Raw genomic sequence first — 24,545 nt, 5'->3', positions numbered from 1 at the left:
TCCGGCGGCGTTCCTATCTCCGCCGGCCGGCGGCGCTGATGCCGACCGCCGCGACGATGATCAGGCCGGTCGTCAGATCCTTGTAGAAGGGATCGGCGTTCAGGATGTTGAAGCCGTTGTTGATCAGCGCCAGCATGAAGACGCCCGCCACCGAGCGCCAGACGGCGCCCTGGCCGCCATAGATCGACGTGCCGCCGATGATGACGGCGGCGATCGCCTCGAGCTCCATGCCGGTGCCGGCCGTCGCCTGGCCGAGCGAGATGCGCGAGGTGGCGATGGCGGCTGCCAGTCCCGCCGCGAAACCGTTGATCGAGAAGGCGACGATCTTGATGCGCGTGGTGCGGATGCCCGACAGGATCGCCGCCTCCTCGTTGCCGCCGACGGCGAGGATCTTGCGTCCGATCGTCGAGCGGTTGAGGAGGATGGTCAGCGCCACGGCGAAGACGACGAGCACGATCACGGCATAGTAGACCGCGCCGATCCGGCCGCGGCCGAGCCAGGTGAAATCGTCGAGCCGCACCGGCAGGAGCGTTCCGCCGGTGATCAGGATGGCGATCCCGCGATAGACCAGTCCCGTCGCCAGCGTCGCCAGGAAGGAGTGGATGTTCAGCGTGGTGATCGTCAGCCCGTTGACGAAGCCGAGCAGCATGCCGACCAGCGGCGCGGCCATCAGCCCCGCATAGGGGTGGACGTTGAGCGCCAGCCAGGCCGCCGTCACGCTTGCGACGGCGAAGATCGCGCCGACCGACAGATCGAAGCCGCCGCAGATGATCACCAGCGTCATCGCCGCCGCCATGATGGCGAGGGGCGTGTTCTGGTTCAGGATGTTGATCAGGTTCTGGACGGTGAGGAAGGAATCGCTCGACAGCGAAAGCAGGACCATCAGAACGAGGATCATGGCCGCGACGGCATAGGTCTGGAGCAGCCTCAGGGCGGCCGCGCCGCCGAACCCCCGTCCCGTCTCGCGCGCGCTCGCCGTCATGCCGTTGCCCCTGCCTTTTCGGCGCCCTGTTCGTGGAACAGCCGCCAGATGACCTCGTCCACCGTCGTTCCGGCGGGTACGAACCCGCCGGTGACGCGCCCACCGGAGACCGTGTAAGCACGGTGCGCCAGCCCCATCACCTCCTCGATCTCCGACGAGATGAGCAGGATCGCCGCGCCGCGCCGCGCGGTTTCGCCGACGAATTCATGAATGCGGCGGCGGGCGCCTACGTCGACGCCGCGGCTCGGTTCGTCGAGGATGACGATGCGGGGGTCGCCGAGGATCCACTTGCCCATCACCACCTTCTGCTGGTTGCCACCCGAATAGGTGGCGACCGCGCCGTCGACATGACCGGGCTGGACGCCGAAATAATCGATCAGCCGGCGCGCCTCGGCCCGCTCGCCGCCGGTCCGGACCAGTCCGAATCGGGCGAAGGCCGACAGGTGCGGCAGCGTCATGTTCGGGCGCACGGTCTGCGTCAGCACGAGCCCCTGCTTGCGGCGATCCTCCGGAACCATGGCGATGCCGCGCTCGACAGAGGACCGCGGCGATCGGAGATCGTAGGCTTCCCCGCCGATCGAGACGGTGCCCGCCGTGGAGGGGTCGGCGCCGAAGATGGCCCGCGCGATCTCGGTGCGGCCGCTGCCGACGAGGCCGACGAGGCCGACGATCTCGCCGGGCCAGAGGTCGATGTCGGCGGAGCGCACCCCGGTTGCCGTGGCCAGGCCGCGCACGGACAGTAGCGGCGTGCCGGTGCGGTCCGGCTCCGGCGGCAGCGGCGGATAGGCGACATCGGCGGCCGGGCGGCCGATCATCGCCGCAATCAGCGAGGCCTTGGTCTCCGCCGCAGCCTTTTCCGTGCGGATGACGGCGCCGTCGCGCATGACCGTGACGGTGTCGCAGACGTCGAGAACGTGATCGAGAAAATGCGAGACGTAGATGATGGTGCAGCCGCGGTCGCGCAGCTTGCGCATGACGCCGTGCAGCCGCTCCGCCTCGTCATGGGTCAGCGAGGAGGTCGGCTCGTCCATGACGATGACACGGGCCTCGCGGGCAAGCGCCCGCATGATTTCGACCTTCTGCTGGTCGGCGATCGACAGAGCGCCTGCGGGCGCTTTTGGATCGAGGTCGAAGCCGGCGAAAGCGGCGATGTCCGCCAGCCGCCGCTCCTCGTCGCCGACGAGGAGGCCGGCGCGGCCGTGTTCGATGCCGAGGAAGACGTTCTCGGCGACCGACAGCGCCGGCACCAGCTGCAGTTCCTGGTGCATCATGGCGACGCCGCGGGCCAGCGCCAGCGGTGGATCCCATTGCGTGACGCTCTCGCCGAAGACGACGAGGTCACCCGACGATCGCGAATAATAGCCGCCGACGATCTTGCCGACCGTCGATTTGCCGGCGCCGTTTTCCCCGATCAGCCCGTGGATCTCGCCGGGCATGAAGTCGATGGAAACGACGCGCAGGACCTCGACGCCGGAAAAGGACTTGGAGATGCCGGAGAGGCTGATGCAGGGCGCAGCCGCATCGGCTCGCGCCGCCTGCCCTGTCAAGTCCCCGGTTCCAGCCGCCATCTCGTGCCTTTCCTGCCCGCCGCCGGCCTTTCCGTCGTCAGGCCCGCCTTTCGGTGCGGGCGGCATCGACCGTCAGGTCGGGGTTGATGGCGACACCATACTGCGAAAGCGCGGCGTCGCGCGACACCGCCCCGGAGACGACGTCGTGCAGCACCTCGTCGACCGGCCTCGCCTTGGGGTTGCCATTGCCGCCGCCGCCGCCGGTGCGGGTGACGAACAGCGTGCCCTTGGAGAAGCGCCTGGCGCGCATCTTGAGCGGCTTCTCCACCTGGCCGTCCGGGTGGACGATGTCGTTGTCGGGACCCTGTCCGTCGAGGCCCCCGTTGATGCCCCAGGCCGGCGTGCGCGAGCGTTCGAACCAGAGCGCGCCGTAGCAGTCCTCGAGCAGGCGGTAGCTGCGCACCACCCCCATGCCGCCGCGCCAGCGCCCGGGCCCGCCGGAATCCCGGCGCAGCGAGAACTCCTCGACCCGCACCGGGAACTTGGTCTCGTAGACCTCGGCCGGCAGGTTGCGGAAGCCTCCGTTGACGAGGTTGATCAGCGCGCTTTCGCCGTCCGAACCCTTGGCGCCGCCCCAGCCGCCGGCCGTCGGCTCAACCGAGATCCACTGGCCGCGCTTCGGATCCATGTCGAAGAAGGCCGCGACCATGGAGTCGCCATAGTGCGCGGCGGTGGCCTTCTCGGGCATCGCCTCGCCGAGGCAGGAGATCATCAGGTCAGCGAGCAGGCCGAGCCCGGTGAAGTACCATTCGCAGGCGGCAGGTTCGCGGGCGTTGAAGATGCACTCGTCCGGGATGCGCACCTCCATGGTCGAGAAGGAGCCGCCGGTGATCGCGCGGTCGGGGTTGATCATGGTCTTGTAGGCGAGCCGCAGCAGCGACTCGGTCTGGACGGCGCCGCAGTTGATCGAGCCCTGGACAGGCCCCGACGAGCCTTCGAGGTCGATGATCATCCGCTCGCCTTCGATGGTGAGCCGGAGCGCCACCTTGACCGGGTCGGTGGTGACGCCGTCGTCGTCGAGATAGCCCTCGCGGTAGTAGCTGCCGTCCTGCAGCCTGCCGATGGCTTCGCGGTCGAGCAGCCGGGCCTGTTCGAAGATGTTGGCGCAGGCGGAACGGTAGGTGTCGGCGCCGATGCGGTCGAGTATCTGCGACAGACGCTTCTCCCCCGTGCGGATCGACGTGATCTGAGCGTTCAGATCGCCGATCGTCATGTCCTTGAGCCGCGTGTTGCGGGTCAGCAGATCGAACCACTCGGGAATCCGCTTCGACTTCGACACGATGCGGGTGGGTCCGAGCCGCAGGCCCTCGTGAAAGATCGAGGTCGAGCCCATGGTCGAGCCGGGGTCGATGGCGCCGATGTCCTGCCAGTGCGCGCGCGCCGCGCCGAAGCCGACCAGTTCGTCCTTGTAGAACAGCGGCCCGATGGCGGTGACGTCGTGCAGGTGGGTTCCCTGCAGGTAGGAATCGTTGAGGATGAAGATGTCGCCTGGGTGGATGTCCTCGCCGTAGCGCTCCAGCACCAGCTTCACGCAGGCGTCGATGGCGCCGACGAACAGCGGAACGCCGGTCGACTGGCCGAGCATGTTGCCCTTCTCGTCGAGCAGCGCGACCGCGCTGTCGCGGCCCTCGTAGATGATCGCCGAGAAGGCCGAACGCCAGAGCGCGGCGTTCATGTCCTTGGCACAGGAAATGACGAAGTTGCGGACGACTTCGGTGGTGATCGGATCGGCGATAGCCATGGTCGATGTCCTTCTCAGCGTCGCGTCAGGAGAAGCTGGCCGCCGGTGATCACCTCGGCACGCCAGTCAGGCGGCAGGATCGTCGTCGCGGTGGCCTCCTCGATGATCGCGGGACCCTCGATCGCCTCGCCCTTGGCGAATTCGTCGCGGTTGAGGACGGCCGCGTCATGCTCGATGCCGTCGAAGTAGACGCGGCGGCCACGCGGCGCGGTGCGCCCCAGCACCGCCGGGTCCGGAATGCCGGGGCGGGCGAGCGTGCCGAGCGCCGCCACGCGCAGGTTGGCCACCTCGACCTGTGCCTCGGGGCTCGAATGGCCGTACTGACGATCATAGGCCTCGTCGAAGGAGGCGCGCACCGCCGCCATGTCGATGGTGCCCGCCGGCACGGGGATGGTCAGCACGTATTCCTGACCGTGATAACGGAAGTCGGCGAAGCGCTCGAAGGAGATATCCGTATCGGAGAAGCCTTCCTTCTGCAGATAGCCGGTTCCTTCGGCCTCCAGCGCCAGGAACTTCTCCGCAAGGTCGGCGGCATCGATCTGGTGCCAGAAGCCGTAATAGGTCATCTTGAAGTCGTGCCGGACGTCGGTCTGGAGCATGCCCCAGGCGGAGAAGGCGCCCGGCATCACCGGGATCACCACTTCGCGGATGTCGAGTTGCTGGGCGAGCGCCACCGCCTGCGCCGGCCCCGCGCCGCCATAGGCAACGAGCGCGAAGTCGCGCGGATCGATGCCCCGGCGGATGGTGATGGTGCGGATGGCATCGGCCATCTTGGCATTGATGATGTCGATGATGCCCTGCGCCATGGCTTCGGTGGACAGGCCGAAGCGGGCGCCGAGCGCGCCGACGGCCTCGCGCGCCTTCCCCTTGTCCAGCGTCATCGAGCCGCCGGCGAAATTGGACGAATCGAGCCGTCCGAGCACGAGATTGGCGTCGCTGACGGTCGGCTCGGTGCCGCCGCGCCCGTAGCAGGCGGGACCGGGCACGGAGCCGGCCGATTTCGGGCCGACACGCACGGCGCCGGCCTCTTCCCAGGCGATCGAGCCGCCGCCGGCGCCGATGACGTGGATGTCGACCACCGACATCTGGATCGGCAGGCCTTCGAGTTCCGCCTCGTTGGAGGCGGACGGCTTACCGTCGATGATCAGGCTGGCGTCGAAGGACGTGCCGCCCATGTCGACGCAGATCAGGTTCGGCTTGCCGATCTCCGCAGCCAGCGTCTGGCCGCCGATGGCGCCGCCCACGGGGCCAGACAAGAGCGTCTGCAGCGGCATGTCGGTCGCTGCGGCCGCCGTCATGGCGCCGCCGTTCGACTTCATGACGTGCAGTTGGCGGCCGCTGGGAAGGCGCGACGAGAGCTGCGTCACCAGCGTGTCGAGATAGCGCCGCACCACCGGCGCGGCGTAGGCGTCCATCGCGGTCGTGGAGGTACGGGCATATTCGCGCCACTCGGGAGAAACGCGGTGCGACAGGGTGATCGGAACGTCGGGAAGCCTCTCCCGGAGATAGGCCTCGACGGCGAGTTCATGGGCGGGGTTCTTGAACGAGAAGAGGAGGCAGACGGCGATGGCCTCATAGCCTTTCGTCCGGACCGCCTCGACCACCGCGTCCAGTTCGGAGACGTCGAGCGGCGTCTCGATCTCGCCCTTCGCGTTGATGCGCTCGGCCACCGTGTAGGTGTCCGGTATCTCCACCAGAGGCCGCGGCTTGCGCCAGTGGATCGAGAAGATCTCGCCGCGGTCATTGCCCTGGATGGTGTAGACGTCGCGGTAGTTCTTCGTGGTGACGAGAGCGACCCTCGCGCCGCGGCGGGTCAGCACCGCGTTCAAGCCGACCGTGGTGCCGTGAACGAAGAAGTCGACGGCGGAGCCCTCCGGAAGGTGCCTCTCCACGCCCTCGATGACGGCGAGCGCCGGGTTGTGCGGCGTCGACAGGACCTTGAAGGCCTCGCACACGCCGGTCTCGGCATCCTGGAACACGAGATCGGTGAACGTACCGCCAATATCGGCCGACACGCGATAGGACCTGCCTGTCACGTCAATTCTCCCGCTAGCAACTCTTGTCGAAGGGGCCGGCCCCGATGCCCCTCGGGGCCGGCGGTGTCGATCGGGTCGTCTTGTTGTTCTACTGGGCCCATTCGCCCTTGAAGTCCGGGTTCGCGGCCAGGACCTCGGCATTGATCATCGCCGGCACGGGACCGACTTCGTCCATGTTGACGAAGGACGGCGCATCCTTCCCCTCGAGCGTCTTCACCACCGCGTCGAGCGCGTAGACGCCCATCGAGAAGGGGAAGGCGGCGAGCGTCACGTCCCAGCGCCCTTCACGGATCGCGTCGATGGCCACCGAAGCGGCACCGCCGCCGGACAGGTACATCGCCTTGACGTCGCGGCCGGCCGCCTCGATGGCGATCTCGGCGCCGATCAGATGCTGGTCGGCATTGGACAGAACGACGTCGATGTCGGCATTGGCCTGCAGGATGTCCTGCATCACGGTCAGCGACTTGTCGGGGTCGTAATTGCCCTCGCCGGTGGCCACGATCTTGATGTTGGGATGCTTGCCCAGCACCTCGACGTAGCTCTCGTAGCGCAGATTGTCGAAGGGATAGATGCGCTGGCCGATGAGGATCGCGACGTTGCACGGATCCTTGCCCTCGCAGAACTTGACGACGTCCTCGGCCTGGGCTCGCGCCCCGGCGGCCGGCGGACCTGCGACCGTGGTGGTCACGCCCGGAACCTGGGGTTCGAGCTTGGAAAGATCCGGCCCGATCGGAAAGAGCGCCGTGGCGAGCGGCTTTCCAGCCTTGCCCACCTCTTCGACGGCGCCGGCGATGCCGACCGTGTCGTTGGGGACGACGATGAAGGCGTCGAACTGGCCGCCGGCCAGCACGTCCTCGATCTGGCTGTACTGCAGCGCGGCATCGAACTGGCCGTCATAGATGGACGTCTCGACGTTGCCGAGTTCCTTCGCCTTCGCCTCGACGCCGGCATAGATCGCCTGGTTGAAGCCGTTCTGGGCCGACGAGGCGAAGACGGCGACCTTCCAGTCCTTGGCGAAAGCCGTTCCGGTCAGCGCGGCCGCGACCAGCGCGGTCGTCGCTGCGAGACGGCAGATTCCTTTCAGCATCACGGTTCTCCTCTTGTCGGCGTTATGTCGCCATTCCCTCTGGACAACAGGATCGTAGGCATAATACAAACTTTATGCAACTGGAATTTCCGCTGCGGAATTTGGCTTTGCCGACCGTGCCAGGTCGGCTAAGCAGCCTCGGGGCGAAGCACACGGGGAAGTCGGGAGGACACGGGAATTGGCGACCGGCGCGCGACAGGCATCGACCACGGGCATGGCAGACGACGACGCTCCGGACCCCGGCGCCGTCAGGCGCGGCCGCGGCTCGACGGCTGTCTACGAGGAACTCCGGGAGGACATCCTGTCATTGCGCATGGCCCAGGGCTCCGCGCTGGACGAGGTCGCGCTCGCCGCGCGCTTCGGGCTGTCCCGCACCCCGATCCGCGAGGCGCTGCTGATGCTGCAGCGCGAGGACCTGGTCACCTTCCTGCCGGGCCGCAGCGCCATCGTCACGCCGCACACGATGAGCAATGCGCACGAGTACATGGACACGCTGATGCTGCTCTCGCGCGCCATCATCCGGCTCGCCGCCGAGATGCGCACGCCGGAGTCGCTGGAACGGATCCGCGTCCGCCATGCGGACTACGCTGCCGCCGTCGCCGCCGGCGGTATCGACGCGATCGTGGCCGCCGACCTCGCCTTCCACAACGCCATATCGGCGGCCAGCGGCAACACCTTTCTCGGCAGCTTCTACAAGCTCACGCTCGACTATGGGCGCCGCATGCATCTGCTGCACTACTACCCGCTCTTCGACGCCGAGGAGGCCGCGCGCTGCGTCGATCAGCACGCGGCGATGCTCGCCGCCATCGAGGACGGAGACGCCGCCCGTTCCGAGGAACTGGCGAGCGACCACGTGATGTCGGAACTGCGCGTCGTGCAGCGTTCCCTCGAACCGAAAGTCGGCATCAAATTCTCACTCGCGAACGGAACTGGAAGCGACCGATGATCGAGCCCGGCCTGAAGGAAACGCGCAGGCAGAAGCTGCTCGCGGCCATGGAGACGAGCGACGCCGAGGCGGTCGCGATCGTGCCCGGTGCCAATTTCTACCACCTCACCGGCGCGCATTTCCATCTGATGGAGCGCCCGACGGTGCTCTTCGTCACCCGCACAGGCGCGCTCCATGCCGTCATTCCCGAGCTCGAGAAGGCGCGCTGGCAGGCGCTCGCCCCGGAGGTCGAGACCGACTACTGGCAAGATTCCGACGGCTTCGACGCCGCCTTCGCTTCGGTCGCGCGCCGGCTCAATGCCTCGCGCATCGGTGTCGAGGGCCAGCGCATGCGCGTCTTCGAGGCCGAGGCGCTGCGCCGCGCCTTCCGCGAGACGCCGGTGCTGGATTGCCACGCCGCCATCTCCTCGATCCGCCTGCACAAGGACGACGCCGAGATCGCCGCCATGGAGAAGGCGATCGCCATCAGCGAGACGGCGCTGGCCAGCACCCTGGAGAGCGTCCGGCCGGGCATGAGCGAGTGGGACGTGCGCGGCCGCCTGATCGCCGCCATGCTGGCGGAGGGCGCCGATGGCCCGGCCTTCGATCCGATCGTGCTTTCCGGCGGCGCGGCCGCCGATCCGCACGGGTCCCCCACCGCAGACAGGGTCCTGAAGGCGGGCGATCCGCTGCTGATCGACTTCGGCGCGGCCTGGGGCGGCTACAATGCCGACATCACCCGCACCGTCTTCGTCGGCGAGGCCAGCGCGCGGCATCGCGACGTCTACGCCGCCGTTCTGGCCGCGAACGCGAAAGGTCGCGCCATCGCTCGGCCCGGCCTCACCATGGACGAACTCGACCGCACCGTCACCGGCGTGCTGGTCGAGGCCGGCTTTGCCGATCTGGTGGTGCACAAGACCGGGCACGGCCTCGGACAGGAGGTTCACGAGGCGCCGCAGGTGATGAAGGGCAATCTGCAGCCGGCGGAACCCGGCATGGTCGTCACGATCGAACCGGGGCTCTACCGGACCGACGACGTCGGCGTGCGCATCGAGGACGACGTTCTGATCACCGGCGACGGCTGCCGCTCGCTTTCGGCCTTTCCCCGCGAGCTGACCATCGTCGGGGAGAGCATACGATGACGCCGGCCCTGCCGGGCGCCTCGCTCGCCGACGCCTTGCCGCGCGGTTCGGTGGCGATCTTCGACGTTCTTGCCGAACGCATCCGCAGGAACGTCGGCAGCCGTCTGGTGACCGTCCTGGTTCCCTCCAGCGACGCGCCCTTCCTGGTGCGCGTCTTTTCCAACAATCTCGAACAGTACCCTCTCGGGCGAGCGGATCCGGTCGAGGACAGCATCTGGTTCCGCAGGCTCTTCTCGGAGCGGGAAGCGATCGTGGCCAACGATTCAGATGCCATCGGGACCTGGCTGCCGGGGTTCGATTCCTACCTCGAACAGGGATACGGCTCGCTCGCCAACGTTCCCATCGTCGTCGCCGGAACCACGATCGGCCTCCTGAACCTCATGGACGAGGCCGGACATTTCACCGCCGAAAGGCTTGCGGTCCTGCGCGACGAACTGCCCCTCGCCGCGTTGGCGATCCTCGCGGAGCGCAGGTAGGCGGCGCGCTCCCGGGAACACCGTCCGATCTCCGAACGCGACGGATGACCCCGCAGAGAAGGCCGACGGAGGCGGGTCCGGCCGTTCTCCAAAGCGCAGCGGAGGACCGAGGTTGCTCGGCTCCGTCGTATCGGCGGCTTCGAATCGACATCGGCTCCTCTTGCGGGTAAACCGCTGGCTGAACCATCCGTCCGGTGAGGCAAGCGTCTTTTCCTCCGCAGCGCCGCGACGTCGCATGCCGGAGCAGGACGGGAAATGGCGAGTGTAACGGGATGGGAAGCGCCATGACCGCGGATCCGAGCGCGAGGCTCGCGACCTTCGCCGCAGGATTGACCCACGCCGACGTCCCGCCGGCGGTCATGGCGCGGATGGAGGATCTCTTCGTCGACTGGCTCGGTTCCGCCCTGGCCGGCAGGTTCGCGGAGCCCGTGCAGACGATCGCCGCCTTCGCCCGGCGCATGGGACCCTCCGAGGGATCAAGCGAAATCCTCATCGACCGCTCGTCGAGTTCCCCCCTGTTCGCCGCGCTCGTCAACGGCGCATCCTCGCACGTCGCAGAGCAGGACGACGTCCACAACGGCTCGGTTTTCCACCCGGCGGCCGTGGTGTTCCCCGCCGCGCTGGCGGTGGCGCAGGACGTCGGCGCATCGGGGAAGGCGTTCCTTGCGGCGAGCGTCGCCGGCTACGAGGTCGGCATCCGTGTCGGAGAGTTCCTCGGCCGGTCGCACTACAAGGTCTTCCACACCACCGGAACCGCCGGCACGCTGGCCGCCGCAGCCGCTGCCGGACGGCTTCTCGAACTGTCGCCCGAGGCGATGCTCCACGCCTTCGGCTCGGCGGGCACCCAGGCCGCCGGTCTGTGGGAATTCCTGCGCGACGCTGCCGACTCCAAGCCCCTGCACACCGCCAAGGCCGCCGCCAACGGGCTGATCGCCGCCTATCTGGCGAGGGATGGCTTCACCGGCGCGCGGCAGGTTCTCGAGGGCGCCAAAGGCATGGCAGCCGGCATGTCCAGCGATGCCGATCCGGCGAAGCTGACCGATGGTCTAGGCACGCGCTGGGCCACCGCCGAGACTTCGTTCAAGTACCATGCCTCCTGCCGCCACACCCATCCGGCGGCGGACGCGCTGCAGAAGGCGATGCGCGAGAACGGGCTGAAGGCCGGTGACATCGAACGCGTCGTCACCCGGGTGCACCAGGGTGCGATCGACGTGCTGGGGCCGGTAACGAACCCAGCGACGGTGCATCAGGCCAAATTCTCGATGGGGACGACTCTCGGGCTCATCGCCGTGACCGGCAAGGCCGGCATGGTGGAATTCGACGAGGGATTCCGGAACCCGGCCGTGGTCGATTTTCGTGATCGCGTGAGCATGGAACTCGACCCGGAGGTGGACGGCGCCTATCCCACGCGCTGGATCGGCAAGGCGACGGTGATCACCCGCGACGGCCGGGTATGCGAGGCACGCGTCGACGAACCCAAGGGCGATCCGGGCAACACGCTTTCCCGTGCGGAGATCGAAGCGAAGGTGAGCGGGCTCGCGCTCTACGGCAAGGCGGCCGGCAAAGCCGAGATGCAGCGCCTGTTCCCGCGTCTCTGGTCGGTGGCAGAACGCAATGCCATCGGCCGGCTCATGGACTGACGGGGCGCCCATGCATCTGCCACGCCGCTTCGAGACGGGACGGGACGAATGGACCTGAAGGATCTGCCGCAGGGCGAGGAGATCGCCAGCATCCGCGAAAGCGTGCGCAGGCTGTGCGCCACCTTTCCGCCCGAATACTGGCGGCGGCTCGACCGTGAGAGCGCCTATCCGACGGAGTTCGTGCGGGCTCTGTCGGATGCCGGCTACCTGTCGGTCCTGATCCCGGAGGCCTATGGCGGCTCCGGCCTGCCGCTTTCGGCGGCTGCCGCCATTCTGGAGGAGGTGCAGCGCGCCGGCGCCAACGGCGCGGCCTGCCACGCGCAGATGTACATCATGGGCGCCCTGCTCCGGCATGGCAGCGAGGCCCAGAAGCAGGCCTACCTGCCCGCCATCGCCGCCGGCGAACTCCGGCTGCAGGCCTTCGGCGTGACCGAACCCACCAGCGGCACCGACACGTCGTCGATCCGCACCTTCGCGCGACGCGACGGCGACCACTACGTCGTCAGCGGCCAGAAGGTCTGGACCTCGCGTGCCGAACATTCCGACCTGATGCTCCTGCTCGCCCGCACGACGCCGAAGGAAGACGTCGCCAAGCGAACCGACGGGCTGTCGGTCTTCATCGTCGACATGCGCCAGGCGCTGACGGCCGGCATGAGCATCAAGCCGATCCGCACGATGATGAACCACTCGACCACGGAGGTCTTCCTCGACAACGTCCGCATCCCGGTCGCGAACCTCGTCGGCGAAGAGGGCAAGGGTTTTCGCTACATCCTCTCGGGAATGAACGCCGAGCGCATCCTGATCGCGGCCGAATGCATCGGCGACGCGAAATGGTTCATCGAGAAGGCTTCCGCCTATGCCGGCGAACGCAAGGTGTTCGGCCGGCCGATCGGCCAGAACCAGGGCGTCCAGTTCCCGATCGCCCGCGCCTACGCGCAGATGCGCGCGGCCGAACTGATGGTGCACCACGCGGCCGCGCTGTTCGAGGCAGGGCAGGACTGCGGCGAACAGGCCAACATGGCCAAGATGCTGGCGGCGGAAGCGTCGTGGGCCGCAGCCGAAGCCTGCGTCCAGACGCATGGCGGCTTCGGCTTCGCCGAAGAGTACGACGTCGAGCGCAAGTTCCGCGAGACGCGCCTCTACCAGGTCGCGCCGATCTCCACCAATCTGATCCTGAGCTACATTGCCGAGCACGTGCTCGGCATGCCGCGCTCCTACTGAAGGGGTCGCTCGCTCCCGGCGCCGGCGCGGGACGCGGGCTGCAGGCGCCGCAGGCAAGGAGAAGATCGCATGGACGAGAACGAGGTCGAGACGCTGCGGACCTGGATCGGCCGCGAGGAGAGAAAGTCGGAGCTCCTGACGGCGGCTCTCGTCGAGCGTTTCGATGCGACGGTCGGCCGGTCGCTCGCCCGCATCGACGGCGAGGCACCGCTCGGGATCCACTGGTGCATGACCCAGCCGGCAGTCGCCGCGGAGGGTCTCGGCGCCGACGGCCATCCGGCGCGCGGGGGTTTCCTGCCGCCCGTGGCCTTGCCGCGGCGAATGTGGGCCGGCGGTGGTCTCTCCTTCCTCCAGCCTCTGCGGGTCGGCGAAGAGGTCGTCCGCATCTCGCGCATCGCGGAAATCGTCCACAAGCGGGGCCGCAGCGGCGAACTCGTCTTCGTCACCGTCGAGCACGACATCCTTTGCGCGGATGCGCTGGCGATACGGGAGCGTCAGGACATCGTCTATCGGGCCGCACCGGTGCCTGAATCGGCCGATACCGGCGGAGCGCGACCGCCCGTGGGCGTCCCGGAACCGCGCCGAGCGGAGCGCAGCGAGACTGTCGACGCCACGGCGACGCTGCTCTTTCGTTACTCGGCACTTACATTCAACGGCCATCGCATCCACTACGACCTCGAATACGCGCGCCGCGATGAAGGGTATCGGGGCCTGGTCGTGCACGGCCCCCTGCAGGCGACCCTCATGCTGCACATGGCCGCGCGGATGCTGGGCGGGAAGGCGCCCGCGCGCTTCGACTATCGCGGCATCGCTCCCCTCGTCCACGGCGGCAGCTTCACCGTGAATGCGATGGAACGTGCCGGTGCGATCGATCTCTGGACAGCCGCAGATGACGGCGCGCCGCGCATGACGGCGACGGCGACCGCCTAGATCGCGCACTTCACGTCCCTGCGGTCGTGCGCAGATGGTCGAGCAAGGCGATGTGGCGGGCCGACGGGAATGCGCCGGCAGGCCGTGCGAGGCCGAAGACGGTCGGCGGGAGGCTCTCTTCGATCTCCAGCACAACGACCGGCTGCCCATCATAGGTCATCACCGGTGCCGGCCTCTGGAACAGGACCGAATAGCCGAGCCTGCGGCCGACCAGGCAGCGGGCGAGTTCGAAGTTCGTCGTGACGTGCCCGATGCGCGGCTTGACGTCGATCGAAGCGAAGATCTGCTCCGTGTTCCGGCGCGCCGGATGCATGTCGAGCAGGATCAGCGGTTCTGCCGAGAGATCGGCCAGCCGCACGCTTCGCCGATGAGCGAGGGGGTGCCCCGCCCCCAGCAGGACATAGGGGCGGTATGCGTGCACGGGATCGAATACGAGCTGGCGCGAGACGTCGACGCTGTAGAGCAGTGCCACGTCGATGCGTCCTTGAAGCAGCATGTCGTCCAGGTCCGGGGCCGATGCTTCCGCGACCTCGAGGACCAGATCGGGATGGCTGCGCTGGAAGCGATCCATGATGCCGGGCAGCAGGAAGGGCGCGAGCGTGGAGAAGCAGCCGATGGCGAAGCGCCCGGTCAGGCTGCTGGCTTCCTCCGTCGCCTGGTCCGCCAGTGCTTCGGCCTGCGCAAGCAAGGCACGCGCGGTCGCCAGGAGCCGCGTGCCGGCGGAGGTCAGCGTGACGCCTCTGCCCTTGCGGCGCACGAACAGCTGCTGGGCGAGGTGATGCTCGAGTTCGTCGAGCGCCAGCGCCAGCGCCGATGCGCTGACGTGGCACCGCTCTGCCGCCGCCGCGAGGGACCCGCCGCTGGCGATGGCATCGAAATATTCCAGTTGCCGCAGCGTGAAGGGAAGGGTGCCCATAACGCAGTCTAGCTTGCGTGTTACGTCTTTAAAACATGTTTTACATCGGACCGCGCGCCATCCAGATTTGACGCTGCCGACGAAGACGTTCGGAATTGGGAGGAGTTATCCATGGCGCAGAATCTCGAAGAAGCGATTGCTCAGGCGGGGAGCCCGGTGAAGCTGCTGTGGGAATCACAGACGCCGCCGGCGGTCGTGCCGCGCCTGGTGCAGGAATTCACCAACTGGCGCGACGAGCAGCTCGCCTGGCGCCGTACGGCGGTGCTCTACGACCAGTCCCACCACATGGCCGATCTCAACATAAAGGGCCCCGACGCGCTGAAGCTCATCTCGAGCCTCGCGGTCAACAGCATGGCCGTCTTCCCCGTCGACATGGCCAAGCAGTTCGTGGCGGTCAACCACGACGGCTATGTGATCGGCGACAACATCCTGTTCCACCTGGAAGAGGACGAGTACCAGGCCGTCGGCATCCCGCCGTCGATCAACTGGCTGCACTACCATGCCGAGACCGGCGGCTACGACGTTCAGGTCTGGCGCGACGACAACTCGCTGGTGCGCAAGGGGGATCCGGTGCTCTACCGCTACCAGATCCAGGGGCCGGGCGCGATGGACGTCATCCGCGAGGCGACGGGCCAGGAGCCTCCGAAGCTGCGGTTCTTCCACATGACGCGGTTCACCATCGCGGGCAAGGAGGTGCGCGCCCTCAGGCATGGCATGGCCGGCGAGCCCGGCTTCGAGATCTGGGGTCCGTGGGCGGACAATGACGCCGTGCACGCCGCCCTCCTCGCAGCCGGGAGCAAGCACGGCCTCGTCCAGGTCGGTGGCCGCGCCTATCACACCAACGCGCTGGAGTCCGGCTGGCTGCCGCGTCCTCTGCCCGCGATCTACACCGACGAGCGTCTGGCGGATTACCGCCGCTGGCTCAAGGCCAACGCCTACGAGACCATCTCGCCGCTCGGCGGCAGTTTCCATTCGCAGAACATCGAGGACTACTACTTCACGCCCGAGGAACTCGACTACGCACGGATCGTCGCCTTCGACCATGACTTCATCGGCCGCGAGGCCCTGGAACGGCGCGTGCCGGAGCGTGGCACCGCGCGGCGCAAGGTGACCTTCGTCTGGAATGGCGAGGACACCGCAAAGGCCTATGGTTCGATGTTCCACCCCGGCCCCGGCGCCAAGTTCATCAACCTGCCGATGGCGCTCTACGACACCTTCCATTTCGATCGGGTCGAGGCGGACGGCCGGACCGTCGGCCTGTCGACCTGGACAGGCTACTCGGCCAACGAGCGCGCCATCCTGTCGCTGGGCGTGGTGGAGCCCGAATTCGCCGAGCCGGGCACCGAGATCACACTGGTCTGGGGCGAGGACACTCCGTCGTCGAAGCTGCAGGTCGAGGACCACGTCCAGGTGAAGATCCGCGTCACGGTGCAGCCGGCGCCCCTCGTCGAAAAGGCGCGAACCGTCTACCGCGCCAACGGCTGACGGCAGTCCCGATCCCGCACCGTTGAAGCGAAACACCCGCGCCACCACCGGGCGCGGGTGTTTCGCATCGTCATCGAAAGCGTCAGGATTTCCCGGTCCGGCCGGCCGCCAGGAAGTCGGGCGCGCGGCGCGCGGCAAAGGCCTGCATGGCTTCCATCACCTCGGAACCGCCCACCAGCGATGCCTGCGCGTCGCGCTCGGCGTCCAGCTGGCTGTCGAGGTCGCTTACGAAGGCATGGTCGAGCAAGCGGCGGGTCGCGACCTGTCCGGCTACCGGCCCGGCCGCAAGCCTGGCGGCGAGGCTCAGTGCCTGCTCCCTCAAGCCATCGTCCTCGGCGACGGACCAGATCAGCCCCCAGTCGAGCGCCTGTTCGGAAGAGAGCGGCTGGCCCGTCAGGAGAACCCCGAGCGCCCGCGCGCGGCCGAGCGTACGGGCCAGCTGCCACGACGTGCCGAGGTCCGGCACGAGGCCCAGCTTCGACGTGAACGTCAGGACGAAGCGCGCCGAGCGCGCCGCGATCGCGATGTCGCCGGCCAGGGCCAGCCCCACGCCGCCGCCGGCAGCCACGCCGTTCACGGCGACGACCACCGGAAAGGGCGCGTTGCGCACGTCACGGATCAGCGCATGCATCAATCCGTCGAGCACGGATGCGCAGGCTTCGCCGCGCCGTTCGGGCGGCAGGTGACCGCCCATCATCGGGTCGGACAGGTCGGCGCCCGAGCAGAAGCCGCTCTCGCAGCCGGTCAGCACCATGGCACGCACGTCCGGACGCGCCGAAAGCGCGGCCATCGCGGCGCGCAACTGTTCCAGTGTCTCGCGACGCAATGCGTTCTTCGTCTCGGGGCGGACGATCGCGATGCATGCCACATTGCCGTGATGGGTGACTGCCAAATCCGAAAACTGCATCTGCGCTCCTCTGCATTCTCTGCCACGGGCATCCCGCATCACGGCAGTCCGGGGACGTTGGCCTCCGGTCGACGGCCGGCACCCACAGCCCTCATTTGATTAACAGATTTATTAATTTCCGCCACTCGGCCGCGCAACTTGATTTTCCGCCGGCCTTGCGGGAAGACGAAGGGCAGCAATCACCTGAACGGGATGGGCATGGCAGCAAGTGAGCGCAGGAAGAAACCGGTCAAACCGCACCTGACGCGGGAGCAGGTGGTCGAGGCCCTGCCGCTGTCGATCGTGCGCGCGCGCGAAAGCGTGATGGGCAGCTTCCGCACCGTCCTGCACAAGTATGGGCTCACCGAGCCGCAATGGCGGGTGATCTGGACCATCGAATCGCTCGAGGAGGTCGAGATGACCGAACTCGCGCGCATGACGGCCATCCTGTTCCCGTCGCTCTCGCGCATCGTGCGCGAACTCGAACAACGCGAATACATCAACCGCCGCAACGATCCGTCGGACCTGCGCAGAATGCTCGTTTCGCTGAACGACCGTGGCGCCGGCGTATTCGAACTCGTCGCGCCGGAGGCGCGTGCGGTCTATCGCAGCATCCGCGACGTCATGGGCACGGAGAAGCTGCGGCAACTGCAGAGCCTTCTCGTCGAGCTGGATGAAAAAGTGTCCGGGCTGACGTTCCTCCCCTCCGAAAATCAGGGATTGCCCGCGGACCTCGTCCCGCAAATGCCCCTGAAGGCTCGCGGACGTCCGCGAAAGGTCGCGAGCTAGCGTCTTCGCGGGCGCCCGTCCGACGCAATCTCGCGGCACGGCGGTTGACCTTGTTTATTTAACTTGTTTAATATCTACTCCAGTCCGACGACGATGGCGCCCGCGGAGGAGCGGCGCCGTCCTGTCGGCCATTCCCTAGCGGGGGGGGCGGCCGGCGGCAGACGCTCGGAACGGGAGGAGTCCATGCCAGCCTATCTCACGCAGCCGCTCAAGCGCGCCGCGCTCGTCAACAGGAACGGGTTTGCTACCGTCGACGGCGAGCGGAGACGCAGCTGGACCGAGGTGCTGGAGCGCGTCGCGCGGGCGGCCGGGGGCATCGCGGCGCTGGGCATCGGCAGGGGCGATCGCGTCGCGTTGCTCGCCCTCAACAGCGACCGCTACTTCGAGCTCGAGTTCGCGCTGCCCTGGGCCGGAGCGGCGATGGTCCCCATCAACACCCGCCTTTCGCCTGCCGAAGTGGCCTATGTTCTCAGAGACAGTGGCGCGGTCGCGCTCGTCGTCGACGACTCGCAGCACGAATGCGCCGGGCAGCTCGGCGACATCCTGTCGGGCATGAAGGCGGTGATTTCGCTTTCGGGCGCTGGCGCAGACGGGTGGATCGACTACGAGACCATGCTGGCCGAAGCCTCGCCGCTCGCCGACCGGATGCGCGGCGGGGACGAGATGGCGGGCATCTTCTACACCGGCGGGAGTTCCGGCCGCTCGAAGGGCGTCGTGCTGACGCATGACAATCTTTCGACCAATGCCCTGAACGCGGTGGCGCTCATCGGCTATGGGCGGGAGAGCGTCTATCTGCACGCCGCGCCGATGTTCCACCTCACCGACGGCATGTCGACCTATTCGCTGACGATGGCCGGCGGCACCCATGTCTTCATGCCCCGTTTCGACGCGCGCCAGTGCCTGGAGCTCATCCAGGCCCACGGGGTCACGCACATCTGTCTGGTGCCCACCATGATCGAGATGCTGGTGAACCTTGCCGAAAAGGAGCGCTTCGACTGTTCGTCGCTGCGTCAGATCCAGTTCGGCGCCGCGCCCATGCCGGATGCGACGCTCGCCCGGGCGATCCGGCTCTGGCCCGACCTCCTCTTCCTGCACGGCTGGGGCATGACCGAAATTTCGCCGCTCGGCATGCTGATGCCGTTCGAATGGCGCGATCCGAGAACGGCCGGCCACCGCATGCGCTCCTGCGGCATGCCCGTCTACAACGAGGAAGCCCGCATCGTCGCGCCCGACGGCAGCGCGTGCCCGCCCGGGGAGGTCGGCGAACTGGTCGTCCGTGGCCCCATGGTCATGAAGGAATACTGGAACCTTCCCGAGGAGACCGCCAAGGCGCTGCGGGACGGCTGGATGCACACGGGCGACGCCGCCTATGTCGACGACGAGGGATTCTTCTACATCGTCGACCGCATCAAGGACATGATCATCACGGGCGGCGAGAACGTCTATTCCCTCGAGGTCGAGAACGTCATCGGCCTGATGGAGGGTGTGAAGCAGGTCGCCGTGATCGGGGTGCCGGATCCGTTCTGGGGCGAGACGGTTCATGCCGTCGTGGTGCCGCAAGTCGGCGCCGCGCTGGAGCCGGAAGCGATCATAGGCTTCTGCAAGGACCGGATCGCGCGCTACAAGAGCCCGCGGACGGTCGAGTTCCGCGACAGCCTTCCCCTCACCGGCGCCGGCAAGATTTCCAAGAAACAGCTGCGCGAGGAGCACGTCGCCCGGACGGCCGCATCCTCGGTTCCAGGAGAAAGCGCATGAACATCAATCCCCCGAGGCTCGAATTCGTCTTCCGGATCCGTCTGAAGCTCGGCATGCGCCAGAAGATCGGTGAACTCCCGTCCGGCGGCATTCGCGGCTTCGTCGCCGCGGCCGGCGGCGAGATCGAGGGACCTCGTCTCAACGGCCGCGTGGTTCCGAACTCGGGCGGAGACTGGGCGCTCTACCGGCCGGACGACACGGTGGCCTTCACCGCCCACTACATGCTCGAGGCCGACGACGGCACCCAGATCTACATGCGCAACAATGGCTATCGCCACGCACCGCCGGAGACGGCCCGCAAGATGGAAGCGCTCGAACCCGTGGGTCCCGACGACTACTACATGCGGCTCTCGCCCACTTTCGACACGCCGCGCGGTCCCCATGACTGGCTCACCCGAACGGTCATCATCGGGCGCGCCGAGCGCCACGCGGATCACTCCGTCTTCGATTATTTCGCGGTCCTGTAGCCGGGACCAGCCGATCCCGATCGTCGCCGCCGGCGCGGCATGCGAGGGCTGCAACTGGACAAAAGCGACGCGAGATGTTTAATTTGTTATAGAATTTGCGTCGAATTCCTCGACGCGTTCTGGGAGGAGACCAAATGAAGAAACTGTTTCTTTCAGCGACGCTTGCGACCATCCTCGCGGGGCCGGGCGCGGCGCATGCGGTCGACATGAAGTTCTCGCTGTGGATTCCGCCGATGCATCCGCTCGTCGCGGGCCTGACGGAATGGGGCAAGGACGTCGAGGCGGCGTCGGGCGGCGAGGTCGCCGTGAAGCTCTTCCCGGCCGAGCAGCTCGGCAAGGCGGGCGACCACTACGACATGGCCCGGGACGGCATCGTCGACATGGCCATGGTGGCCCCCGGCTATTCCGCCGGCCGGTTTCCGATCTGGAGCATCATCGAACTTCCCTTCACCTTCAAGAACAGCACGGATGGCGCCAAGGCGCTGCATGAATGGTACGCAGCCTATGCCGACCGGGAAATGCCGGACGTGAAGGTCTGCCTCGTCACGATGCACCATCCGGGCACGCTGCACACGACGAAGACGGAGGTCCGCACGCCGGATCAGCTATCCGGCCTCCGCATCCGCCCGGCCGGTCCGGTCACCTCGGCCTTCGTCACCGCGCAGGGCGGCAACACGGTGCAGGCGGCGCTTCCCGAGATCCGCGAACTCGCCGAGCGCGGCGTCGTCGACGGCGTCACCTGGCCGCCGGACATCTTCGTCATCAAGGCCGAGAGCGCGCTCAAGTACCATATGGGCGAGCCCTTCTACATCACCGCGCAGGCGCAGGTGATCAACAAGGATTTCTATGCCGGCCTCACGGATAGCCAGAAGGCCGTCATCGACGCCCATTGCACGCCGGAGTGGTCGGCGAAGGTGAACCAGGGATGGGCGAACGGCGAAATGGCCGCGCTCGAACGGCTCAAGGGCCTCGAGGGACACACCGTCTATTCCCTTACGGAAGACGAATTCGCCAAGTGGAAGGCAGCCGCCGCGCCCCTCGTCGGCGACGTGCTGAAGACCGCCGGTGATCGCTACGGCATCAATGCCAAGCAGGTGCAGGCCGAACTGTTCGAGCGGCTCGACGCCAACGACGCCCGCTACTGAGAACCGAAGGCCGCCGTCGACCGCTTCCGGGCGACGGCGGCCTCCCTCATCTGCTTTTCAACGCAAGGAACAGCCACCGTGCCGATGACAGATGCGAACTGGGCCGACTACCCCAGGATCCAGAGCCTGATCGCCGACTATGTCTGGGCGCTCGACACCGCCGACATCGACAGGCTTTCCGCGTTGTTCACGGACGACGCGATCTTTCAGGACACCTCGGGCAACGTCTACGCGGGACGCGCGGCTTTCGAGGGCTACTTCCGCGCATTGATGGCCAATCCGGTCTTTCGCGGCCGCCAGCATCACATCGACAATCTTCGCCTCACGCCCACCGAATGGGGCTACCAGACCCAATCCTACTGGACCGTGACGAAGTGGCATGCCGAGGCCGCCAGGAAGATCTTCGAGGTGATCGGCTATTCGACCGACAACTTCCGCCGGACCGAGACCAGCTTCCTGTTCTGCGAGCGTCGCGTCCACTACTGGCGCGACGTCGACTGCCCGTGGGCGCCCGACGGCACGGGCCTCTCCTGACCGGATGGGTGAAATCAGGTCGACCATCGAGCAGGATGGCGTTCTCCTCCTGCGCCTCGTCAACGGCAGCGCCAACGCGCTGACATCGGCGATGGCGGAGCAGCTGATTGCGATCCTCGCCGGCATCCCGGCCGGGATCGGCGCCGTGCTCGTGACCGGCACCGCCGGAGGCACGTTCTGCGCCGGCTCCGACATCCGCGAACTGGCGCGCCTTCAGGATACGCCGGAAGGTCCGGCGTCGATGCTGCGCGTCGAGAGCCGCGCCTTGCGCGCGCTGGCCGGGCTTCCGATCCCCACCATCGCGGCGATCGACGGCATCGCCTTCGGCGGCGGCATGGAACTGGCAGCGGCCTGCGACATCGTCATCGCCGGGCAGAAGGCGCGCTTCTGTCTACCCGAGGTCAGGCTCGGGGTCTTTCCCGGCATTGGCGGGACGGTCTGGATTCCGCGCCGCATCGGCTACGTCCGCGCCCTCGAAATGATGCTGACAGGGCAGGAAATCGACGCGGCGACCGCGCATCGCTGGAACTTCGTCAACCGACTGGCGACCTCCATACCTGCCGAAGACGAGGCTCTCGATCTCGCGCGCAGCTTTGCGCGTGGTCCTCGCGATGCGGTGGCGATGATCAAGCAGTCGCTGCGCGATGGCCTGCTGCTCGCTGAAGATGAAGCCCTCGATGCCGCGCTCGACCACGCGATCGCGCTCGGCCACTCGCCGGAGAGCCGGGAGGGCCTGCGTGCTTTCCTGGCACGCGAAGCGCCGGACTTCGCATCGGTTCGTCCACGTCCGGCTGGCGGCGTTATCTGAACGTCGTCGCCGCGCCCCCGGCGATGGCCGGCTGCGGCGAATCCGGTGCGGCGGTCCCGCTGGTCAGTTCATCGAGTTCGGGATCACGAGCGACAGCCAGGGCACAGCGCACAGGACCACCAGACGCAGGATGTCCACCGCAATGAACGGCGCCACGCCGCGGAAGATGGTCGTCAGCGACACATCCCGGGCGATCGAGTTGATGACGAAGACGTTCATGCCGACGGGAGGCGTGATCAGGCCGAGCGTCACGGTCATGACGATGATCACGCCGAACCAGATCGGGTCGAAGCCGAGCGCGACGATCACGGGAAAGATGATCGGCACGGTGAGCAGGATGATGGCCAGTTCGTCCATCACGGCGCCGAGGAGAATGTAGACCAGCAGAATGATCGCCAGCGTGCCATAGGGACCGATCGGCAGTTCCACCAGCATTTCGGCCAGCGCCTGGGCCGTCTGCGTGACGGTGAGGAAGTACCCGAAGAGATAGGCGCCGATGGCGATGACGAAGATGGACGCGGTGGTGCGAAGCGCTTCCACCAGGCACTCCACGACCAGCGCCGCATTCAGGCGCCCGCGCAGCACGCCGATCGCGAAGGCTCCGGTCGCGCCGATGCCGGCTGCTTCAGTCACCGTTACGAAGCCGCCATAGATCGATCCGATGATGACGGCGAAGAGCAGAAGGGTTGCCCAGATGTCGCGCAGTGAGCTCCACCGTTCGCGTCTCCCCATGCGTTCGCCGACGGGGCAGAGCTCGGGCCTCCTTGCCACGATGATGCGCACGACGGCGATGTAGAGAAGAATGCCGAGAAGGCCCGGGATCACGCCGGCCATGAACAGCTTGGCGATGTCCTGCTCGGTAAGGATCCCGTAGATCAGCATCGTGACGGACGGCGGGATCATGATCCCCAGCGTGCCGCCCGCGGCAATCGTGCCCGCCGCAAGCCCGGGTTCCATGCCGGCCTTGCGCATCTCCGGCAAAGCGACGGTCGTCATGGTGGCCGCGGTCGCGACGGACGAACCGTTGATGGCCGCGAACCCGCCGCAGGCGAGGATGGTGGAGATGGCCGTCCCGCCGCGCAGGTGACCGAACCATGCGCGGTTGGCGCGAAACAGTTCGCGGCTCATGCCCGAGGCGCTGGCGAAGACGCCCATCAGGACGAACATCGGGATGACGCTCAGCGTGTAGTCCGAAGCGGTTCGGAGCGGCGAGTTCATCAGCAGGTTGAGACCGGGCTTCCAGCCGCTGACGGCGGCGAAACCCGCCACACCCGCGATGCCCATCGCGAATCCGATCGGGACCCTGAGGATGATCAGGACGAAGAGACCCACGAATCCGCCGATGGCGATGAGCGTATCAGTCATGGATCTCACCGGTGCCGCCGCGGGCGATCTTCGCCAGGCGCAGGACTGCAAAGAAGAAGGCGGCGGCGATGCCGGCCGCGGCCGCCGCGATGAAGGGCCAGATCGGCCAGTGAAGAACGCTGGTGATCTCGAAACTGCCGTGCGCGCGATGCACCTTGGCGAACAGCATCCAGGTCATCGCCCCGAGGAACAGGGCGCTGAACAGCGTCGCGACGAGATCGAGCAGGCGACGGCCGTTCCGGCCCAGATACTCCCACAGGAGATCCACGGTGATGTGCCGTCCGGCGTAGGTCGCGCTGCAGATTCCCCAGAAGATGGCGATCGCCTGGGCGTAGCCCGAAAGGGTATAGGCATCGGGAATCTGGATCGCGAAAAGATAGCGGAGCGTCGCTTCACCGAAAGTGGTGAGAGCGATCAAGGCCAGCAGGAATCCCGATATCAGATCGACGACGCGCGTCACCAGGCTCATCGCCACCTCCCGGACCCGTGTGCTTCCTGCCCCCAAGCCGCCGAAATTCGCCCCGGCTTCACGGATGAAGGCGAGGGTAGGGGCTGGCAACGGAGGCTGTCAATGTTTATCATATTAAATAATTCTCGGGACATGGAGGGGCCGACTTGGGAGACATGGCGCGAGTCGGGCTCGTCGT

At 67.1% G+C, this 24,545-nt stretch carries 22 protein-coding genes; 13 read left to right on the top strand and 9 right to left on the bottom strand.

Annotated elements, in window-relative coordinates:
* Window positions 1-13: 13 nt before the first annotated feature.
* The 5 genes from IAI54_RS21115 to IAI54_RS21095 all read right to left on the bottom strand — a co-directional run bounded on the left by IAI54_RS21115 (window position 14) and on the right by IAI54_RS21095 (window position 7,414).
* A complete protein-coding gene (locus IAI54_RS21115) occupies window positions 14-982 on the bottom strand; it encodes an ABC transporter permease (protein ID WP_187969062.1) in 969 nt (322 codons plus the stop codon).
* The gene (locus IAI54_RS21110) at window positions 979-2,550 is read right to left on the bottom strand and encodes a sugar ABC transporter ATP-binding protein (protein ID WP_187969061.1); all 1,572 of its coding nucleotides are present in this window, start codon (window positions 2,548-2,550) and stop codon (window positions 979-981) included. Before IAI54_RS21110 ends, IAI54_RS21115 begins: the two co-directional genes overlap by 4 nt.
* Before the next feature lie 37 nt (window positions 2,551-2,587).
* A complete protein-coding gene (locus IAI54_RS21105) occupies window positions 2,588-4,291 on the bottom strand; it encodes a hydantoinase B/oxoprolinase family protein (RefSeq protein WP_187969060.1) in 1,704 nt (567 codons plus the stop codon).
* A 14-nt stretch (window positions 4,292-4,305) separates the two neighbouring features.
* Window positions 4,306-6,327, bottom strand: coding sequence for a hydantoinase/oxoprolinase family protein (locus tag IAI54_RS21100; RefSeq protein WP_210321161.1), 2,022 nt, complete (start codon window positions 6,325-6,327; stop codon window positions 4,306-4,308).
* 88 nt (window positions 6,328-6,415) lie between these two features.
* Window positions 6,416-7,414 carry a sugar ABC transporter substrate-binding protein gene (locus IAI54_RS21095; protein WP_187969058.1) on the bottom strand — a complete coding sequence of 333 codons (999 nt, stop codon included), beginning with the start codon at window positions 7,412-7,414 and terminating at the stop codon, window positions 6,416-6,418.
* A gap of 214 nt (window positions 7,415-7,628) precedes the next feature.
* Between IAI54_RS21095 and IAI54_RS21090 the strand changes: the two genes are divergently transcribed.
* The 6 genes from IAI54_RS21090 (at window position 7,629) to IAI54_RS21065 (ending at window position 13,748) form a co-directional block, all read left to right on the top strand.
* A complete protein-coding gene (locus tag IAI54_RS21090; protein WP_187969057.1) occupies window positions 7,629-8,360 on the top strand; it encodes a GntR family transcriptional regulator in 732 nt (243 codons plus the stop codon).
* Window positions 8,357-9,481, top strand: coding sequence for a M24 family metallopeptidase (locus IAI54_RS21085; protein WP_210321160.1), 1,125 nt, complete (start codon window positions 8,357-8,359; stop codon window positions 9,479-9,481). Before IAI54_RS21090 ends, IAI54_RS21085 begins: the two co-directional genes overlap by 4 nt.
* Window positions 9,478-9,957 carry a GAF domain-containing protein gene (locus IAI54_RS21080; RefSeq protein WP_187969056.1) on the top strand — a complete coding sequence of 160 codons (480 nt, stop codon included), beginning with the start codon at window positions 9,478-9,480 and terminating at the stop codon, window positions 9,955-9,957. The genes IAI54_RS21085 and IAI54_RS21080 overlap by 4 nt, the downstream gene beginning before the upstream one ends.
* A gap of 284 nt (window positions 9,958-10,241) precedes the next feature.
* Window positions 10,242-11,597 carry an MmgE/PrpD family protein gene (locus IAI54_RS21075; RefSeq protein WP_187969055.1) on the top strand — a complete coding sequence of 452 codons (1,356 nt, stop codon included), beginning with the start codon at window positions 10,242-10,244 and terminating at the stop codon, window positions 11,595-11,597.
* A 48-nt stretch (window positions 11,598-11,645) separates the two neighbouring features.
* Entirely contained in the window at window positions 11,646-12,818 is a 1,173-nt protein-coding gene (locus IAI54_RS21070) for an acyl-CoA dehydrogenase family protein (protein WP_187969054.1), read from the top strand.
* 69 nt (window positions 12,819-12,887) lie between these two features.
* On the top strand, window positions 12,888-13,748 hold the full coding sequence (locus tag IAI54_RS21065) for an HTD2 family dehydratase (RefSeq protein ID WP_187969053.1): 861 nt from the start codon (window positions 12,888-12,890) through the stop codon (window positions 13,746-13,748).
* A gap of 10 nt (window positions 13,749-13,758) precedes the next feature.
* On the opposite strand, the gene IAI54_RS21060 is transcribed toward IAI54_RS21065, so the two are convergent.
* Window positions 13,759-14,664, bottom strand: a complete 906-nt coding sequence (locus IAI54_RS21060) for a LysR family transcriptional regulator (protein ID WP_187969052.1) — start codon at window positions 14,662-14,664, stop codon at window positions 13,759-13,761.
* A 111-nt stretch (window positions 14,665-14,775) separates the two neighbouring features.
* Here IAI54_RS21060 and IAI54_RS21055 point away from each other — a divergent pair, with 111 nt between their 5' ends.
* Window positions 14,776-16,149 carry an aminomethyl transferase family protein gene (locus IAI54_RS21055; protein WP_187969051.1) on the top strand — a complete coding sequence of 458 codons (1,374 nt, stop codon included), beginning with the start codon at window positions 14,776-14,778 and terminating at the stop codon, window positions 16,147-16,149.
* Window positions 16,150-16,231: 82 nt separating this feature from the next.
* Here the strand turns inward: IAI54_RS21055 and IAI54_RS21050 are convergent, their stop codons facing one another.
* A complete protein-coding gene (locus tag IAI54_RS21050; protein ID WP_235679433.1) occupies window positions 16,232-17,095 on the bottom strand; it encodes an enoyl-CoA hydratase-related protein in 864 nt (287 codons plus the stop codon).
* Between the two features lie 153 nt (window positions 17,096-17,248).
* Here IAI54_RS21050 and hpaR point away from each other — a divergent pair, with 153 nt between their 5' ends.
* The 6 genes from hpaR to IAI54_RS21020 all read left to right on the top strand — a co-directional run bounded on the left by hpaR (window position 17,249) and on the right by IAI54_RS21020 (window position 22,533).
* Window positions 17,249-17,824, top strand: coding sequence for a homoprotocatechuate degradation operon regulator HpaR (hpaR, locus tag IAI54_RS21045; protein WP_187969049.1), 576 nt, complete (start codon window positions 17,249-17,251; stop codon window positions 17,822-17,824).
* A gap of 183 nt (window positions 17,825-18,007) precedes the next feature.
* Window positions 18,008-19,579, top strand: coding sequence for a class I adenylate-forming enzyme family protein (locus IAI54_RS21040; RefSeq protein WP_187969048.1), 1,572 nt, complete (start codon window positions 18,008-18,010; stop codon window positions 19,577-19,579).
* Complete coding sequence (locus IAI54_RS21035) at window positions 19,576-20,046, top strand: DUF3237 family protein (RefSeq protein ID WP_187969047.1); 471 nt, start codon at window positions 19,576-19,578, stop codon at window positions 20,044-20,046. The genes IAI54_RS21040 and IAI54_RS21035 overlap by 4 nt, the downstream gene beginning before the upstream one ends.
* A 134-nt stretch (window positions 20,047-20,180) precedes the next feature.
* Complete coding sequence (locus IAI54_RS21030) at window positions 20,181-21,191, top strand: TRAP transporter substrate-binding protein (RefSeq protein WP_187969046.1); 1,011 nt, start codon at window positions 20,181-20,183, stop codon at window positions 21,189-21,191.
* Window positions 21,192-21,275: 84 nt separating this feature from the next.
* On the top strand, window positions 21,276-21,725 hold the full coding sequence (locus IAI54_RS21025; protein WP_235679432.1) for a nuclear transport factor 2 family protein: 450 nt from the start codon (window positions 21,276-21,278) through the stop codon (window positions 21,723-21,725).
* Window positions 21,726-21,729: 4 nt separating this feature from the next.
* A complete protein-coding gene (locus tag IAI54_RS21020) occupies window positions 21,730-22,533 on the top strand; it encodes an enoyl-CoA hydratase/isomerase family protein (RefSeq protein WP_187969044.1) in 804 nt (267 codons plus the stop codon).
* 63 nt (window positions 22,534-22,596) lie between these two features.
* Here IAI54_RS21020 and IAI54_RS21015 read toward each other — a convergent pair whose 3' ends face one another.
* Window positions 22,597-23,898, bottom strand: coding sequence for a TRAP transporter large permease (locus IAI54_RS21015; RefSeq protein ID WP_187969043.1), 1,302 nt, complete (start codon window positions 23,896-23,898; stop codon window positions 22,597-22,599).
* Complete coding sequence (locus IAI54_RS21010; RefSeq protein ID WP_187969042.1) at window positions 23,891-24,358, bottom strand: TRAP transporter small permease; 468 nt, start codon at window positions 24,356-24,358, stop codon at window positions 23,891-23,893. Before IAI54_RS21010 ends, IAI54_RS21015 begins: the two co-directional genes overlap by 8 nt.
* Window positions 24,359-24,545: the final 187 nt, after the last annotated feature.

It is taken from the genome of Aquibium microcysteis, assembly GCF_014495845.1.
GTDB classification, from domain to species: domain Bacteria; phylum Pseudomonadota; class Alphaproteobacteria; order Rhizobiales; family Rhizobiaceae; genus Aquibium; species Aquibium microcysteis.
The sequence above is the reverse complement of the archived record's forward strand: the minus strand, read 5'-3'. Positions and strand labels throughout refer to the sequence as shown.